Annotated in this window: 15 protein-coding genes; 7 read left to right on the top strand and 8 right to left on the bottom strand. The window is 42.0% G+C overall.

Annotated elements, in window-relative coordinates; translation table 11 throughout:
• The 4 genes from xdhA to guaD form a co-directional block, all read left to right on the top strand.
• On the top strand, positions 1–1,471 hold a 1,471-nt coding region (xdhA, locus tag QNK26_RS04985), incomplete at its 5' end, for a xanthine dehydrogenase small subunit (RefSeq protein WP_319221224.1).
• Complete coding sequence (xdhB, locus tag QNK26_RS04980) at positions 1,464–3,878, top strand: xanthine dehydrogenase molybdopterin binding subunit (RefSeq protein WP_319221222.1); 2,415 nt, start codon at positions 1,464–1,466, stop codon at positions 3,876–3,878. The genes xdhA and xdhB, both read left to right, overlap by 8 nt.
• 28 nt (positions 3,879–3,906) lie before the next feature.
• Positions 3,907–4,743 (top strand): xanthine dehydrogenase accessory protein XdhC, encoded by an 837-nt coding sequence (xdhC, locus tag QNK26_RS04975; protein WP_319221221.1) that lies wholly within the window; start codon positions 3,907–3,909, stop codon positions 4,741–4,743.
• Between the two features lie 87 nt (positions 4,744–4,830).
• Positions 4,831–6,138, top strand: coding sequence for a guanine deaminase (guaD, locus tag QNK26_RS04970; RefSeq protein WP_319221219.1), 1,308 nt, complete (start codon positions 4,831–4,833; stop codon positions 6,136–6,138).
• Between the two features lie 104 nt (positions 6,139–6,242).
• Here guaD and QNK26_RS04965 read toward each other — a convergent pair whose 3' ends face one another.
• Entirely contained in the window at positions 6,243–7,406 is a 1,164-nt protein-coding gene (locus tag QNK26_RS04965) for a glycosyltransferase family 4 protein (RefSeq protein ID WP_319221217.1), read from the bottom strand.
• 208 nt (positions 7,407–7,614) lie between these two features.
• On the opposite strand from QNK26_RS04965, the gene QNK26_RS04960 reads away from it, so the two are divergent.
• Positions 7,615–8,547 (top strand): glycosyltransferase family 2 protein, encoded by a 933-nt coding sequence (locus QNK26_RS04960; RefSeq protein ID WP_319221214.1) that lies wholly within the window; start codon positions 7,615–7,617, stop codon positions 8,545–8,547.
• Positions 8,548–8,553: 6 nt separating this feature from the next.
• Here QNK26_RS04960 and QNK26_RS04955 read toward each other — a convergent pair whose 3' ends face one another.
• The 3 genes from QNK26_RS04955 to QNK26_RS04945 all read right to left on the bottom strand — a co-directional run bounded on the left by QNK26_RS04955 (position 8,554) and on the right by QNK26_RS04945 (position 11,288).
• On the bottom strand, positions 8,554–9,183 hold the full coding sequence (locus QNK26_RS04955) for a TetR/AcrR family transcriptional regulator (RefSeq protein WP_319221212.1): 630 nt from the start codon (positions 9,181–9,183) through the stop codon (positions 8,554–8,556).
• A 346-nt stretch (positions 9,184–9,529) separates the two neighbouring features.
• Complete coding sequence (locus QNK26_RS04950) at positions 9,530–10,297, bottom strand: FimV/HubP family polar landmark protein (RefSeq protein WP_319221211.1); 768 nt, start codon at positions 10,295–10,297, stop codon at positions 9,530–9,532.
• 88 nt (positions 10,298–10,385) lie between these two features.
• A complete protein-coding gene (locus QNK26_RS04945; protein ID WP_319221210.1) occupies positions 10,386–11,288 on the bottom strand; it encodes a LysR substrate-binding domain-containing protein in 903 nt (300 codons plus the stop codon).
• Positions 11,289–11,385: 97 nt separating this feature from the next.
• Here QNK26_RS04945 and QNK26_RS04940 point away from each other — a divergent pair, with 97 nt between their 5' ends.
• Both QNK26_RS04940 and QNK26_RS04935 read left to right on the top strand, forming a co-directional pair.
• Positions 11,386–12,381 (top strand): TDT family transporter, encoded by a 996-nt coding sequence (locus QNK26_RS04940; protein ID WP_319221208.1) that lies wholly within the window; start codon positions 11,386–11,388, stop codon positions 12,379–12,381.
• A 194-nt stretch (positions 12,382–12,575) separates the two neighbouring features.
• Complete coding sequence (locus QNK26_RS04935) at positions 12,576–13,754, top strand: HD-GYP domain-containing protein (protein ID WP_319221206.1); 1,179 nt, start codon at positions 12,576–12,578, stop codon at positions 13,752–13,754.
• A 77-nt stretch (positions 13,755–13,831) separates the two neighbouring features.
• Here QNK26_RS04935 and QNK26_RS04930 read toward each other — a convergent pair whose 3' ends face one another.
• From QNK26_RS04930 to alc, 4 genes are read right to left on the bottom strand one after another with little or no spacing between them, the layout of a single operon-like run.
• Positions 13,832–14,464 carry an undecaprenyl-diphosphatase gene (locus QNK26_RS04930; protein WP_319221204.1) on the bottom strand — a complete coding sequence of 211 codons (633 nt, stop codon included), beginning with the start codon at positions 14,462–14,464 and terminating at the stop codon, positions 13,832–13,834.
• A gap of 45 nt (positions 14,465–14,509) precedes the next feature.
• Positions 14,510–15,661, bottom strand: a complete 1,152-nt coding sequence (locus QNK26_RS04925; RefSeq protein WP_319221202.1) for a urate hydroxylase PuuD — start codon at positions 15,659–15,661, stop codon at positions 14,510–14,512.
• A gap of 44 nt (positions 15,662–15,705) precedes the next feature.
• Positions 15,706–16,230 (bottom strand): ureidoglycolate lyase, encoded by a 525-nt coding sequence (locus QNK26_RS04920; RefSeq protein WP_319221230.1) that lies wholly within the window; start codon positions 16,228–16,230, stop codon positions 15,706–15,708.
• Positions 16,230–17,225, bottom strand: a complete 996-nt coding sequence (alc, locus tag QNK26_RS04915; protein ID WP_319221201.1) for an allantoicase — start codon at positions 17,223–17,225, stop codon at positions 16,230–16,232. Before alc ends, QNK26_RS04920 begins: the two co-directional genes overlap by 1 nt.
• Position 17,226: the final 1 nt, after the last annotated feature.

Raw genomic sequence — 17,226 nt, 5'->3', positions numbered from 1 at the left:
TACGGCAAAACGCAGGAGGTACGGCTTGATTAAGTTTCTACTTACCCAAAAAATGTGTCAGGTATCTGACCGTTCACCCAATACCACGGTACTGAATTTCTTACGCCAAGAAGAAGCGAAGAAAGGTACTAAAGAAGGTTGTGCATCAGGAGACTGCGGTGCTTGTACCGTTGTACTTGGTGACGTTGTCGATGGGCGGATCCGCTATACATCCGTTAATGCATGTATTACGTTTTTATCCGCATTACATGGAAAGCAGCTGATCACGGTCGAAGACCTTAAAGCAAAAGACGGTACCTTACATCAAGTGCAGCAAGCGCTTGTTGATAATAACGGTACCCAATGTGGTTATTGTACCCCTGGTTTTGTCATGTCGATGTTTGCATTAAGCAAAAACACGCCTTCAGCCGATAAACAGGTCATTTTTGAAGCGCTCGCGGGTAACTTATGTCGTTGTACGGGTTACCGCTCCATTATTGATTCTGCGATGTCTTTGGCAGAGCAACCGCACGTTGTTGATGCCTTTGAGCGTTTAGAAGCTGAAACGGTCGCTAAACTTAATACTATTGAGCGTAATGGCACTCAAACTCTATCAGGTAATGGTCAAACGGCTTATTCACCAGATAATGTGGCTGAGTTAGCAGCATTGTTAGTGAAGCATCCTGATGCACGTATTGTTGCCGGTGGCACCGATTTAGCCCTGGAAATAACCCAATTCCACCGTCCTATCAATACCCTTATCTCGGTGGGCAATGTCGCTGAAATGAAAGACATCACTGTGACTGACTGTCATATTGAGATTGGTGCGGCGAGAAGTTTAACCGATAGCTACAGCACGTTAGCGCGATATTTCCCTGATTTCGCTGAACTCTTACATCGTTTTGCGTCACTGCAAGTACGTAATCAAGGTACGATCGGTGGCAACATAGGTAACGCATCGCCAATTGGTGATACGCCGCCAGCGTTAATTGCACTGAACGCACAAGTTGAACTGCGTTGCGGTGATGATGTGCGCTTGATGGATCTCGACGATTACTTTGTTGGTTATAAAATCACGGCGCAACAAGCGGCTGAATTTATCACTAAGATTATCATTCCTCTGCCAACGCCTGAACAAGTATTTCGTACGTATAAATTATCTAAACGATTGGATGATGATATCTCTGCGGTACTGGGCGCGTTTAATATTACCTTGAAAGATAATGTTGTTACTGATATTCGTATTGCGTTTGGTGGTATGGCGGCGACGCCGATGCGCGCACAACATGCAGAGAAAATCTTACTTGGCGCAACGTGGGAATACCACAATGTAGCAGCGGCAATGCAAGCACTCGCGAAAGACTTCTCTCCACTCTCTGATTTCCGTGCCAGTAAAGAATATCGCTCATTAACAGCTAAAAATCTACTGAAGAAATTCTATTTAGAATTGCAAAATACCACAATTGAAACGCGGGTAACGTCTTATGTCTAATCACAATAAAGCACAATTATCACAGCAGCAATTGTTAGCGCAAGCGAATGGCTCGATCAAAACTGGTGTTGGTAAAAATGTGAAACACGACAGTGCCGGTATTCAGGTAACTGGCGAAGCCGTTTATGTTGATGATCGTCTGGAATATCCAAATCAATTACATGTGTATGTGCGCATGAGTGACGTTGCACACGCTAATATTACTAAGATCGATTTAACCCCTTGTTATGAATTTGACGGTGTTGAATTAGCTATTCAAGCCAAAGATGTACCAGGCGAATTAGACATAGGTGCTATTTTACCGGGCGATCCATTATTAGCCGATGGCAAAGTCGAATATCTCGGCCAAGCTGTTATTGCGGTTGCGGCAAGTTCGATGGAAATAGCGCGCCAAGCAGCGCAAGCGGCAATCATTGAATATGAAGAACTCCCCGCTATTTTATGTGTGGAAGAAGCATTGGCTAAAAAGAGCTTTGTGACCGAATCACACCAGCAAAAACGCGGTAACTCGGCAGCAGCATTATCAGCAGCCAAGCATATCCTAGAAGGCAGTATTCATATTGGCGGTCAAGAGCATTTCTATTTAGAAACGCAAGCAGCGTCAGTAATGCCAACCGAAGATGGTGGCATGATCGTTTATGCGTCAACGCAAAACCCAACTGAAGTACAAAAGCTGGTGGCGGAAGTGATTGGCGTACCTATGCATAAAGTCGTCATCGATATGCGTCGTATGGGCGGTGGTTTTGGTGGTAAAGAAACCCAAGCTGCAGGGCCTGCCTGTCTCTGCGCGGTATTTGCCAAACTCACAGGACGACCAACAAAGATCCGCTTACCGCGTGTTGAAGATATGATGATGACAGGTAAACGTCACCCATTCTTTAATCAATATAAAGTCGGCTTTAATGACGATGGCCAAATTAATGGCATTGAAATTATTGTCGCCAGTAACTGTGGTTATTCACCGGATCTTTCTAGCTCGATCACCGATCGTGCTATGTTCCATTCCGATAACGCCTACTATTTAGGTGATGCGACGATCACAGGTCATCGTTGCAAAACTAATACCGCCTCAAATACCGCATTCCGTGGTTTTGGTGGCCCGCAAGGCATGATGACCATTGAACACATTATGGATGAAATTGCCGGTAAGTTAGGTAAAGATCCACTTGATGTGCGTAAAGTGAATTTTTACGGTATCGAAGATAGAAACATCACGCACTACTATCAAAAAGTAGAAGATAACTTTATTCATGATTTAGTTGCAGATTTAGAAGCGACGAGTGAGTATGCGCTGCGTCGTAAAGCGATCGATGAATATAATAAAACCAGTCCTATTTTGAAAAAAGGTATCTCGCTAACACCGGTTAAATTTGGTATTTCGTTTACGGCGACCTTCTTAAATCAAGCTGGCGCACTACTGCATGTTTATACTGATGGCAGTATGCAGTTAAGTCACGGCGGCACCGAAATGGGTCAAGGGCTTAATACTAAAGTCGCGCAGATCGTGGCGCAAGAATTCCAAGTGGACATTGATAATATCCAAATCACCTCGGCCAATACCAGTAAAGTACCGAATACTTCACCAACAGCGGCGTCATCAGGGACTGATTTAAATGGTAAAGCTGCGCAGAATGCCGCGCGTACTATTAAACAACGCCTGATTGATTTCTGTGTGGCGCATTTTGGTGTTACCGATGAAGAGGTTATCTTTAGCAATAATACCGTGACCATTCGCGAGAAGATCATGACGTTTGCAGAGCTGATCCAACAGGCTTATTTTAATCAAATCTCGTTATCGAGCACGGGTTTCTATAAAACGCCGAAGATCTATTACGATCACGCTACAGCGAAAGGGCGTCCATTCTATTACTTTGCTTATGGTGCATCTTGCTCTGAAGTGCTGATTGATACCTTAACCGGGGAGTACAAGACGCTGCGTGTGGATATTCTTCATGATGTTGGTGCGTCACTCAATCCTGATATTGATATAGGTCAGATTGAAGGTGGCTTTATTCAAGGTATGGGTTGGTTAACCACTGAAGAATTAGTCTGGAATGACAAAGGTAAATTGGCTACCAATGGCCCAATGGGTTACAAGATCCCTGCTATCACCGATACGCCGATTGATTTTAGAACGCACTTAGTTGAAAACCGTTCTAATCCAGAGCAAACCGTTTACAACTCTAAAGCCGTGGGTGAACCGCCGTTTATGCTCAGCATGTCAGTGTGGAGTGCATTGCGAGATGCCGCCGCCAGTGTTGCTGACCATCAATATGTGCCACATTTAGATACTCCTGCTACACCAGAACGGGTGTTATGGGCGGTACTGGATGCGGAAGATTTTAAACGTGATCAAGCAAAGAGGGTTGCGGTTCGTGTGACTGATGTAGACAGTGTGACAGCATAATAATGTGGTTCTGCAAGGAGGATTTGTGATGTTTGAAGATAATTGGATTGATCCACTTGCCGAGTTAAAGCAACGTGGCGAAGCATGCATCATGGTAACGGTGCTTGAACATCACGGTTCAACACCGCGCGATTCGGGGACCAAAATGTTAGTAACGCAAGATAAGCTGTATGCCACAATTGGTGGGGGACATTTAGAGCATCTTGCCACTAAAATGGCGCGAAAAATGTTAGATGATGGTAAAGAATCACTGGTTGTCGAGCGCTTTGATTTAGGCGCGCGCTTAGGTCAATGTTGTGGTGGCAGTGCGACCTTGATGTTTGAACCCATTGGTCAGTCATTACAGCATTTAGTGGTGTTTGGTGCAGGGCATGTAGCGAAAGCGTTACTGCATGTTGTGGCAACACTTCCATTTCGTGTGACTTGGATTGATCAGCGTGAAGATCAATTCCCGGCACAATTCCCGGATAATGTCAGCAAGCTGGTCAGTGATGATCCGGCGGGTGATGTTCGCGATATGCCCAAAGATAGCTACTATCTGGTGATGACGCATAACCACCAACTTGATTTTGATTTAGCTCGCGCTATCTTAAAACGTGGTGATGCCAAGTATTTTGGCATGATTGGCTCATTAACCAAGAAGAAACGCTTTCAACACCGACTGCGTTCACGTGATTTTACTGATACACAGATAAATCAAATGATCTGCCCGATTGGTATTAGCGCAGTGGTGGGCAAACATCCAGCTGAAATTGCGATTTCGGTGGCTGGTGAGCTAATCGCGACATACCAAGGCCGAACGCTGGAAAACAAACAAAAACCTAATTTAGTGCAAGTAAATAGTGATATCGCTAAGTTAGCCTAATATAGGCAGTGTTTTGTGGACACGCTATCACGAGAGTATTAGGATAGCGGCAGATACGATGCAGAAGCATAATGAAGGAAGTTTTAAATGAGTACAATTCGAACAGCATACCGATCTGCAATATTGCATAGCATTGGTGATCCCGATAAAGTTGGCATGGAAAATTCGTACGAATATTTTGCTGACGGTGCCTTGATTATAGAAAATGGTATCGTCCAAGCAGTCGGTAACGCCGATGACATTCTCGCGAATGAAAGCAGTGATATCGATGTTAAAGTCTTTGAAAATAAGATCATTACATCGGGTTTCATTGATACCCATGTACATTATCCACAGACGGGTATGATTGCCTCTTATGGCGAGCAATTACTCGATTGGTTAAATAATTATACTTTCCCTGCAGAAGGTAAGTTTGATGATCCAGAGCATGCGACGAAAGTAGCGGAGATTTTCTTACAAGAATTAATGAGTAACGGTACCACGACAGCGTTAGTATTCGGTACTGTACATAAAGAGTCAGTTGATAGCTTCTTTACTCAAGCACAATTACGTAACTTACGTATTATTTGCGGTAAAGTTATGATGGATCGTAACGCACCTGACTTCTTAACGGATACGTTAGAATGCTGTTACGAAGACAGTAAAGAATTAATTGAGCGCTGGCATCAAAAAGGCCGTTTACATTATGCGGTAACGCCTCGTTTTGCCCCAACAAGTACGCCTGAACAGCTTGATGTTGCGGCGCGTTTGTTAAGCGAATACCCTGATTTATATATGCACACGCATTTATCAGAAAACTTAAAAGAGATTGAGTGGGTTAAGGAGTTATTCCCTGAGCGCGCTAACTATCTTGACGTATACGACCATCATGGTCTGTTGAGTGAACGGTCGGTATTCGCACATGGTATTCATTTGTGTGATAGCGAATGTCAACGTTTGGCTGATACTGGCTCTGCAGTAGCTTTCTGCCCAACTTCAAACCTGTTCTTAGGTTCGGGTCTATTGGATTTACCACGGTTAGAGAAATTCGGTGTTAATATCGGCATGGGTACGGATGTAGGCGCGGGTACCTGCTTCTCATTACTGTCAACAATGAATGAAGCGTATAAAGTAATGCAGTTGCAAGGACAGGCACTAAGCCCGTTTAAATCATTATACTTAGCGACATTAGGTGGTGCCAAAGCATTACGCTTAGAAGACAAGATTGGTAACTTAGCGGTAGGTAAAGAAGCTGATTTCGTGGTATTAGATTTAGCCGCAACACCGTTACTTAAATTCCGTATGGATAACTCAACGTCATTAGAAGAAACCTTGTTCGCGTTAATGTTAATGGGTGATGATCGCGTGGTATGTGAAACTTACGTATACGGTGAAAATCGTTATAGCAGTCTGTAACGATTTAGTTTAATCGTGGTGATCTAACGTAATGAGGCAGCAGTAAACAAGCTTGTTTACTGCTGCCTGTATTCTCTACTTTCTAGGTTCTATTAAGCTTCCCGCTAGCTGGCGCAATCCTCAATCCAATTCGATAGACTCTTGGCCTGATCCAAGGCATCAAAGTTCTGCTCTATATTTAATCGTGCTAAACGCCTCATCTCTTGACGTTTTTGTGGAGGGTAATGGATAAACTCAGTGATAGCGTGAGTCAATGATTGACTACATTGTTGTGGTACAATTAAGCCTGTCCCAGGCGCGACAATTTCTTTACAGCCCATTAGGTCAGTGGTTATCACTGGGACGCCGACGGCCATCGCTTCTTTTAATACTAACGGGCCGGTATCTACGCACCCTGACTGAGACATACAAAATGGTGCGATGAGACAATCAAAGCTAGCAAGGTTCTGGCTTACCCAATATGGCGATTTAGCCCCGAGGAAATTCACCGATGTTGATAAACCTAAACTATCCACTTGCTGCTGCAACTCTGCGCGTTGCTCCCCATCACCAATAATATCTAAAGTGACTCGGTGAGGTTGTTCTAAATCATAGATACTTTGGATCAGGTAATTAATGCCTTTTTGTTCAACTAAGCGGCCTAAAAATACCAGTTTAATCGGCTGTTTATCTTGGTATTGGATTGGCACTAATTGGGGCGGCTTAAATTTATTGGTTTCCACACCACAATGTAATAATTTTATTTTATCATCGTTTATTTTCTTTAAATCGTTTTCCATATCTTTGCACACCGCCACCACAAAATCGCTGTGATTAACCTTCAAATCAACATCAAAAGGGGTTTCATAAAGATCATGGCCATGCGCGACAAAGGAGCTGGTGATACCCAGCATTTTCGCGGCTGAAATAGCATGTGCGCTGGTATGTTGGGCAAAATGGGCATGAACATGATCAATGCCTTCTTTTCGCATTTGCAATGCCAGTTTAAGACTGGACAGAAATAAAGATAATTTAGGCATAGAACGCTGTTTGGCAATAAAAGACAGTGCTTTGCCCATTCCAACGGGGCTAAGAGTAGTAAATAAAGGCAGCGAAACGTTCACACCGATAACATGAATCGCATAACTAAATTCACTACAGTCATGGTATTTGATAAATGTCATGACACAAACGTGGTGGCCGCAGGCTTTTACTGAATCAACCTCTGTGCGAATAAATGTCTCACTCAGTTCGGGAAATGTAGGGGCGATAAATGCCACTTTTTTCATTCTAAGGTCCTTCTTTCTGTATTCGATGATCCATAATTTATTCTATCTAGCATCCAAAAATCAATTTCTTAACTAGGCTTATCAACATCAATTAATAAAAATTAAGCCTTTGATAAATAAATGAGCCTTTGGTCAATAATAGTATATAAATGGGATTTTTTTGGGGCTGTTAACAAAGGTTTCAGCTGGTAACATAAGGAGTGGTGTTATGGTGTTTACAGTTTCTGTGATTATTCCCAGTTATAACTGTTTGGTATATTTGCCAAAAGCGGTAGAGAGTATTTTACAGCAAGACAGAAACGATGTTGAAATCATTATTGTCAATGATAATAGCACTGATGAGACGGCTCAATACCTTGACGCTTTAAGTCTGCAGGAGGCTTGCGTTAAGGTTATTACAACCTCGGGGCTCGGAGCTTCGGGCGCGCGTAATATGGCGATAGAACAAGCTGAAGGCACGTACATTGCATTTTTAGATGCTGATGATTATTGGTACCCAGAAAAGTTAACTATGCAGTTAGCCTTGCATAAGGCGAATCCGAGCGTGGCGATGTCATTTACTAATTATGATCATGTGAACGAGCAATATCAGTATATTGTTGATTGTTTCGGTTATTGGAATCAATTTACAGCAGTGAAAACGGCGAGTCATTATATCAACCAACCTTTAGCGCTGGTGTTGGCTCATAATGTAGTTGGTACATCAACTGTGATGGTGAAAGCGTCTGTTTTTAAGACGGTTGGATTGTTTGATGTTGATATGAGTTATTGCGAAGATTGGCAGTTATGGCTAAAGATTTGTGAGCATTTTGAAGTGGCGGTCTTAACTAAAAGCTATACCGGTTATCTTATGCGCAGTGATTCTATTACTCAGACGGATAATAAGCGTTTACAGCATCTCGCGTGTATCGAACACATTATTGCAGATTATAAACAGCGAGATGTGGGATTAAGTAAGCGTACGTTTGCCTTAGCGGATGCCAAATTAAAAGAAGGCTATGCTGATTATTACCGTACCCAGAAGAAGTTTATGAGTGCGCTTTGTTATGAGGGTTATGCTTTTTTACTTAACCCTCAAATGCGACGTATTAAAAATGGTTTAGGGGATATCAAAAAAGTAATTTTAAACCCAAGTGTCTAACGCTTATTAAGCGTTCGCTGTATCGTCAAAAGTCCTTACATTACAGCCTTTTAACACTAATTGACTGATGAGTTGTGCAGCATCATCATAGTCACTGGCTGCCAGCGATGATTTACCCATTACCGCATTTATCTGCCAGCTAAAGTCGGCATAAGTCTGTGTCGAAGACCAGATCATAAATAGCAGGTGGTGTGGCGATACGTTGTCCATCTGACCAGCATCAATCCATTGGCTAAATTTGCCGAGTAAAAAGGTACTTTGATTCATTAAACGTTGACGTATCTCCGCTGATAACAATGGCGAACCACGCATGATCTCATTGGCGAATACTTTGGATGCATGAGGATAATCTCGTGAGATGATTAGCTTAGTCTTGATGTATTCGGTTAAAGCAATTGCGGGGTTATCGATGGTTTCAATCGGATGGGTTGCGCTGAGTAAGGGTTCAATGATAGTTTCTAATACCGCTGAGTATAGTGTCTCTTTATTACTAAAATAATAATAGACATTAGCCTTAGGTACACCGGCAAGCTTCGCGATATCTATGGTTTTTGTTGCTGCGTAACCTTCACTGGCAAACACTTGACTGGCAGCCTTTAAAATCTTTCCTTCGTTTTTCTTCCGTATGGTAGACATACTTATATTCATCCCTTCGCCGTTACTTATATAAAAGTTATAGTTGTGTTGCGGAAACTTACAAAAGCCGCATATGAATTTGACCTGCTGGTCAGTTTTTGTTTGATGGTCTTAGTACAGGCACTTAAGCTTCACACAAGTTTGAGTATTATATTTACTTATTTGGCAAGGGTATTTTTATTCCTTTCGACCACTTGCCTAGCAACAGCTATTTGAATATTTTATAGCAAAGAAGTAAGTATACTTTATCCTGAAATTTACAGCTAGGTTGGTTATCTATTCAGGCGTAATAATTTAATTAACTATTACGATAGCAGTGGCAGTTGCTATTCCTTTTCCTTTTTACCTAGAATTTAGGGGTGAAAATATAATTGCTGATGATGTGTTCATATTTGACATGCAAATCTTGGATTTGTAGCAGCAAGTTATGATTTTTTAAACTGAGTTGTTGGTGCTGCTGATTAAGCCCTGTCACGGTTTTCTGACTGGCGCTGAGCTGTTGCTTTAATTCGCTAATCTGTTGTAATAACAATCGTTGTTGGTGCATCCCTGATTGCTGAGTTTGTTGCATCTGTGCTTGTAACTTAGCCTGTTTTTGTTGTTGGCTTAATGTATTCGGTACTATGACGCGAATAGGGACTTGCGGAATAAAGGGGGTGGGTCCTGAGCTCGATTTAATCTGTAATGTTGAATTATACTCCGTCAGTTGAATTTTTTGGTTATTAAACTGGGTGCGTTGTTTGGCGATACTGGTATCAGCTATCTTATTGTTATCTTGATAACTAGGCAAGATAAGCAAACTCTTCACTTTTAACTTATTTATATTTTGATTAATAAAGGCCTGTGGGTTGAGCTGAAAAATCATATCCATGTATCGGGAACGTGACATATTCGTCGGTGCGTGCTGTTTGGCTATCGAAGATAAGGTTTCCCCTGAGCGTACCGGACCATGGCGCTGTTCGCTGCTAACCCCGGCCGTGAGCTGATTGACAATAATATTCTGTGAGGGCGTGCCTTGTATCGTGAGAGTGGGGGAATCATGTGCATGCACTGGGTTATTTGTTATGGCTATCCCTAGCCACAGCAGAGTATGTAATATGCGTCCATTCAACATTTAATTGCCTCAAGTATCAGCCTATATTGGTATTAATACTAGTGTATATTTCTGCTTGTAGCTGCTCGATATGGCTGATTTACACGTGCTAGTTAACGATTAAGTTGCTGCTATCCCAGTGCTGGCTAAATTCGATAAACGTAGATATTAACTCACTTTTGTATTTCTGCTTATGCATGATTATTTTATACTGTCGTTCTAATTTGCTATCGAGCGGTAATATCCGCACTCGTCCATTGGCGAGGGCATGCGTGGCGCTGAATTTAGACACACAGGCAAGGCCTAATCCGGCGGCAACAAAGTTAAGTTGTGCTTCAATAGAATTTAGTTGATAAGCCAGTTGCCATTGTTGGATCTCGGGAGCAACATGGATATCAAAAAAAGCGCGACTACCGGAACCTGCTTCACGGAGCACCCAAGCATGGTCAGCTAAATCACTTAGCTGTAAGGAGGATGTAGTCAGCAATGGGTGATTAGCAGCGGCAATGATACACATTTCATCTTTTATCCAAGGTGTGGCTTCGATGTCATTATGGTTTACATCACCTTCAATCAGACCGATATCTAATTGGTAGTTTAATATCATTTCAGCAATCTTCGCGCTGTTCTTGATATGTAGCGTTTGCTGGGTATGGGCTGTCTGCTGTCGAAATTGTGCCAGCAACCAAGGACATATTTGATTTCCAATGGTTTCACTTGCGCCAAGTGCGAGTTCACCTATCAGTTGTCCTGATTGCTGAAATAGGGTATCAATACTGGCTGCACGGTGCAGTAACTCGTCAGCAATCGGTAATAAACGTTGGCCATATGGATTGAGGTGTAAACGATTGTTGGTTCGATCAAACAGTTGCTGACCTAATTGATTTTCAAGCTCGCTTAATGCCATACTCACGGCCGCCTTAGTAAGAAATAAGGTTTTTGCTGCGTGGGTAATACTCTGCTGCTGACTAACGGCAACAAAAACGCGTAATTGTTTTAATGATAAATTCATTTTGGTTCAACTTTTTTTAACCTAATGTTAAAAATATACAGTTTTTATTAACACAGGGCTAGGGTTATAATGGCTACATCAATAAGTGAGGTGCGTTATGTTAAATCAAATTAGAATTAACTTTAAATTATTACCAACTCCTGCTGCTGGTCTTGCTCTGGGTATATCGTCTTTGGGCGCATTGTGGGAATCGCTATATGATTTTAATGGTTATATACAAACTGCAACGTCAGCGATAGCGGCAACGATCTTGCTAGTTTTGTTGTTACGCTTTATTATTCACCCACAAACTTTATGGAATGATCTTTCTCATCATGTTGTTGGTAGTGTGGTACCTACATTTGCAATGGCTATCATGGTGGTCTCAAGTTCGCTCACCGCTGCTTACCCTGCGACATCTTCTATTATGTGGTTAGCCGCGATTGTCATGCACGTGATCTTTTTATTATTGTTCCTTTATCATCGTTTTCAAGACATGCAATTACAACATATGGTTCCGAGTTGGTTTGTGCCACCAATTGGTTTGATTGTTGCTGTGTTTACTTGCCCTCAACCTGAAGTGTTTAAACCGATTTGTTATGCGATTTTGGTATTTGGCATTATTAATTATGCATTGCTATTACCTGTAATGCTCAATCGCCTTATTTTTGGTGAAAAAATACCAACCAGTGAAAAACCGTCAATTGCAATATTAGCAGCACCTGCGAGTTTATGTTTAACAGGTTACTTAGCGTTTATGGCACAACCATCACCGGTCATTGTGGCGGTATTATTGGGTATTGCGGTTCTGATGACAGCTGTCATTTATATGGCGCTATTACACTTATCTCGGTTAACCTTTAACCCCGGTTTTGCGGCATTTACATTCCCTTTAGTTATCAGTGCTAAAGCGCTTTATAGTACCGAAGATTGGTTTGCCAGCATCGGTATTAATGCACACTATATCTCGCAACTTCATGTCATCGCTTTGTTTGAATTATTGCTGGCGACCCTTGTCGTAATTTGGGTCAGTGTATGCTACTTACAATGTTTAATGACTAAACTACAAAATATGTACAGTGAACATAAAATGCAAAAAGCAGCATTAGCATAAATAATGACTTTGTTAAGTCAATAATGAATCAGGGATAAATGCATTATTACTGATTTTATAAGGTTTAATATAATAATTTAATTTGGTGCTTTATTATACCTTTAATTAAGGCGCTAACCTCAGTATATTTACAAGCTATATGGTGATAAAGTACGCTCTAATCAGATTATCTATACTTTTTTGAGTTACTTATTATGCTTGTCGAACAAGATATTGCCGAAATTACTGCGGGTACTTACATTGAAAAAATCATTTTACAAACCGGTAGTTTTAGGCTGACAAAAGCAGAATGGGTAAAAAATGATGTTGTCCTTAACAAACTGATTGAGCTGGGAATTAAACGGGTATTAGTGGATACCGAAAAGTTTGATGCGCAAATGGCAGCGGTTGCCGCAGCCTTAAATTCAGACGCACTTGAACGTAAGCAAGCTTTCAATGTGAAGATGGTTCAAGCTAAGGCGCTTATTTCAGCCTCTAAAGATGTACAGAGAAAATTATTTCAGCATATTGAAGAAGGGTCTCAGATAGACCTTTGTTCAGTAAAAAGTCTCACCACAGAGTTAATCGATACCTTATTCACCGATTCTGACGCACTCATGTGTGCAATCAATATCCGTAAAAAAAATGAATATTTGTTAGAGCATTCATTTGCGGTATCGATGTTGATGGCGTTATTTTCTCGTTACCTTGATATTGACAAAACGATCATCAAAGAGCTAGCCATCGGTGCTTTTTTACATGATATTGGCAAGATCCGTACACCTGATCAGATCCTCAATAAACCGGGAAAATTAACAGCTGATGAGTTTGGGGTTATGCAGTTACACGTCAATCACTCTATCGATATTATTAAATCCATTGCCGGTATTTCTCAAACTAGTTTGGATGTCGCAGCTTTACATCATGAAAAATTAGATGGTAGCGGTTACCCTTACGGCTTAGCAGGGCTGCAAATTTCGCGTTATGGCCGCATGCTTTCTATTTGTGATATCTATGATGCCTTAACGGCAAACCGCTGTTATAAAGAAGGCTCGACGCAGTTACAAGCATTTGGTATTTTGCGTAACTTGGCTCAATCGGGTCAATTAGACTTAAGTCTAGTGAATGCTTTCATCAAGTGCATGGGGGTATATCCAGTCGGTTCATTGGTTAAGTTAAACTCTAATCGTTTGGCGATTGTCGAAGGCTATAATCAAGCTGATCCGATTCGTCCTAAAGTGAACTCGTTTTACAGTTTAGATAAGCGTGATTTTGAACTCTCGAATAAGATTGATTTGTCGATGGGGGATGATGAAATAGCCCAGTCGGTGAGAGCTGATGATTTTGACTTAGACATGGAAGAGATCATGCGTTTCTTGGTTAGTGAAGCGTAATAACCAGCAACCCCTTATGTGCTGCTGGTGGTTCTATCCCTATTACCTATCTATAACTACCTTGCATGACTCTTTTCTTATAACAGTCGATTGGTTAAGCGATCGCCAATAGCAATAATCAGGTTATAAATGCCAGTAAGTTTATACCGAGTGGTGTGTACTAGCATTGCTGACAGCATCCCCATGACTGATGCGGCTGCAATATCGAAAGGATAATGCACACCAATATATACGCGTGACAACCCACCTATAATGGCGAATACTGTCAGTCCCAAGGCTAATTTTTTTGTTGCTTGATGAAACAACAAACTGAATGCGATACAAAACATAAATGTGGTGTGATCAGAAGGAAATGATGAATTTGGCGCATGCGCGACAAGTGTGGTGCCTAAGTCGTTCATAAAAGGGCGCGGGTGAAAATAAACTTGTGCAATAAGCGAATTGATCGTGATACCAACAACGGACGCTAATGTTGCGCCAATAAGGAAACGTTTAGTTTGTTCGTCACTGCGAAACCAAATGCCGATCACCAAGATGATAAAGAGGTAGGGCATTGCTTCGGCAAAGAACATGAAAATGTAATCAGTGAATTTATTTTGGCCTGCAAATTGGTTAATAGCTAAAAAAAGATTATTGTTTAATTGTTCCATTGAAGGTCTTGTCGTTATTTTATATAGCGCTAAGACAACAACTGTAGAGTTTTGTTCCATTTAAATTAAAAAATCCCTATTCATAATTTAGAATAGGGATTGGTTTTAAATCTTAGCGCCTTGGTTGATCCAATTAACCACGACCGTTCGTTCATCGGTGGTCATCTTGGTGATATTACCTTGTGGCATGACGCGGTTGCGTACTGCCGATAATACCCGATCTGAATTGAGCTTAATGTTTTCGGGTGTATCAAGATGTACGCCTGCCATTGGCGCTACCCCATTAGTGGCATGACACATAGCACAACGTTCTACCACTATGCTTTGAACTTCACTAAAGGCCACTTGTGGCGCACTGTTGTCTACCGTTGGTTTAGTTACATAGGCTAACGTGATCATCGCAAAAGCAGCAAACGGTAAGGTCCAGGCATATTTCTGATGTTGGTGGCGCGTATTGAAGTAATGACGCACTAATACACTGATAATCGATACCGCAGCTAATATTAACCAGTTGTATTCACTGCCATAAGTACTTGGGAAGTGATTACTGATCATAATAAACAGCACGGGTAATGTCAGGTAATTGTTATGGCGCGAGCGTAACAGCGCTTTGGCTGGATCTTTTGGATCCGGCGTTTCACCCTTTGATACAGCGGCGACCATTTTGCGTTGACCCGGCATGATCACAAAGAATACATTACCGACCATGATGGACCCTATCATTGCACCGACATGGATATAAGCAGCACGACCAGTGAATACCAGTGATAAACCATAAGCCACGGCAATGATCATCAGCATTAATACCGCGCCCATCAAGGCTGGCTTTTGTGCTAGTGGTGATTCACATAATAGGTGGTAAACAATCCAACCGACAACGATCGTTGCGATACCAATAGCAATGCCTTGCCATTCGACTAAGCCTGATTCTGGTGCAACAAGCATAGATTGGGCATTGAAGTAATAAACCACGGTTAATAACGAAATACCGCTTATAAAAGTGGTATACGCCTCCCATTTAAACCAATGTAAGGTTTCTGGCATTTTGCTGGGCGCGAGTTTGTATTTTTCTAAGTGATAAATACCACCACCATGAATAGCCCAAAGATCGCCTGCTAAACCGGTTTTTGGGTTAACACGATTAAGGTGGTTTTCTAGCCATACAAAATAGAATGAGGCACCAATCCAAGCGATACCAAAAATCATATGCATCCATCGAATCGCAAGATTCAGCCATTCCGTAATATGCGGATCCATAAATACTCCCTGTTATTATAGTTACGTACTGTGTACGTTTTAAATTAATTTTCTGGCTTTGCAAATACCCGCGTTTCAGCATCGCTAAAATGCACTTCTTCGCAGTTATTCCCCGAACCTGCGCGATCGACAACTAAGAACTGATCTTGGTCTGTTAACGCGAGAATAGGGTGGTGCCAGACACCTTTGTGATAGTTGACGCCTTGGCTGCCATCACTGATAAAACCACGAATGGTTTGGCTGTCTAACCGATCATTATTAAGATCGCCAGTTGGTGCCGCCACTAATATTAAATAGGCATTGCCAAATAAAGGAATAAACGCTTGTGAGCCGAGTGGATGACGTTCCATCATAGTGACTGATAGTGGGTAATCCAGTGGCGTCGCTTGAAAAATGCTGATGATCGTACGGCCATCTTCGGCCTCGGTATCAACATTCGCAAGCTGATGATAGCGACGGGTAGAACCATTGTTGATCATAAAATGATCACAGTCAGCTGTTGCTATCACATCGCCATAAGGCTTAAACGCATCTGCAGTTAATGGCTCAAGTGTGATCATGTTAGTCATCATTTCGATACAGTACCGAACATACGAACGCGGCTAATGCCACCGTCTGGATAAATGTTGACGCGGATATGGGTAATATCACCCAGTGCATTCACTTGTTCTTGATAGTTGTGGATATTATCTGCAGATAATTTTTGTGCTGGTAACAGTTCACGCCAGAATAAGCTCTGTGCTTGGATCTGTTCTTCCGTGCCGCCTGCCACACAAGCTGCTTGGATGTTGACTGAATCAGGGAAGTTGCCTTTAAAGTGCGCGGTATCAATTTCGATGCGCTCAACACAGCCTTTATTACCTAAGGCGATAATTACCCAGTCATTGCCTGGTGTACGACGACGTGCCGTTTCCCAGCCGTCACCCATGTTGATACCACGACCTGGGTTTAATAAGTTGCCCATTACGCCAAAGTGTTCATCGTTACAGGCAATCGCACGGCCACCGTTAACAGTAGCGGCGAGGTCAATTTCTTGATCGGCGCTGATGCTATCCCAGTTAATACTTGGCTTACCGTAAACACGTAACCGAGCAACACCACCATCAGGATAAATGTTAAGGCGTACATGGGTATAAACGGTACTGTCTGTTAAACTAAATAAGTGCTCACTATCACCCTGTAATGATTCTGACGCTAAGATCTCTGTCCACTGTGTTTCTGCTTGTGGATCTTGGCCGTCAGCAATGCTGCACGCATCTACCGAGGCTGAAGGTGCATAGTTACCAGTGAAGTTTGCTGTATCAATATTTAAACCTGCAATTGAACCAGGTAAACCAAGGCGAACGATACAGTAATCATAACCTTCATGGCGCTTACGGCGAGACTCCCAACCGTCCATCCATTTACCATTTTCATCATATAAATCAGGTACAAATACTGCCGCTGCTGTTTTTAGCATACGCTGCTTATCTGCAAAAAAGTCATCCGTAGCAAAAATAGCTTCAGCACCGAGTTTTTCATCTGCAAGGTTAATATGGCGGTCAAAGTTTAATTCAGTAGTCATT

The sequence above is a fragment of the Moritella sp. genome, from assembly GCF_033791185.1.
Lineage (GTDB): Bacteria > Pseudomonadota > Gammaproteobacteria > Enterobacterales > Moritellaceae > Moritella.
The sequence above is the reverse complement of the archived record's forward strand: the minus strand, read 5'-3'. Positions and strand labels throughout refer to the sequence as shown.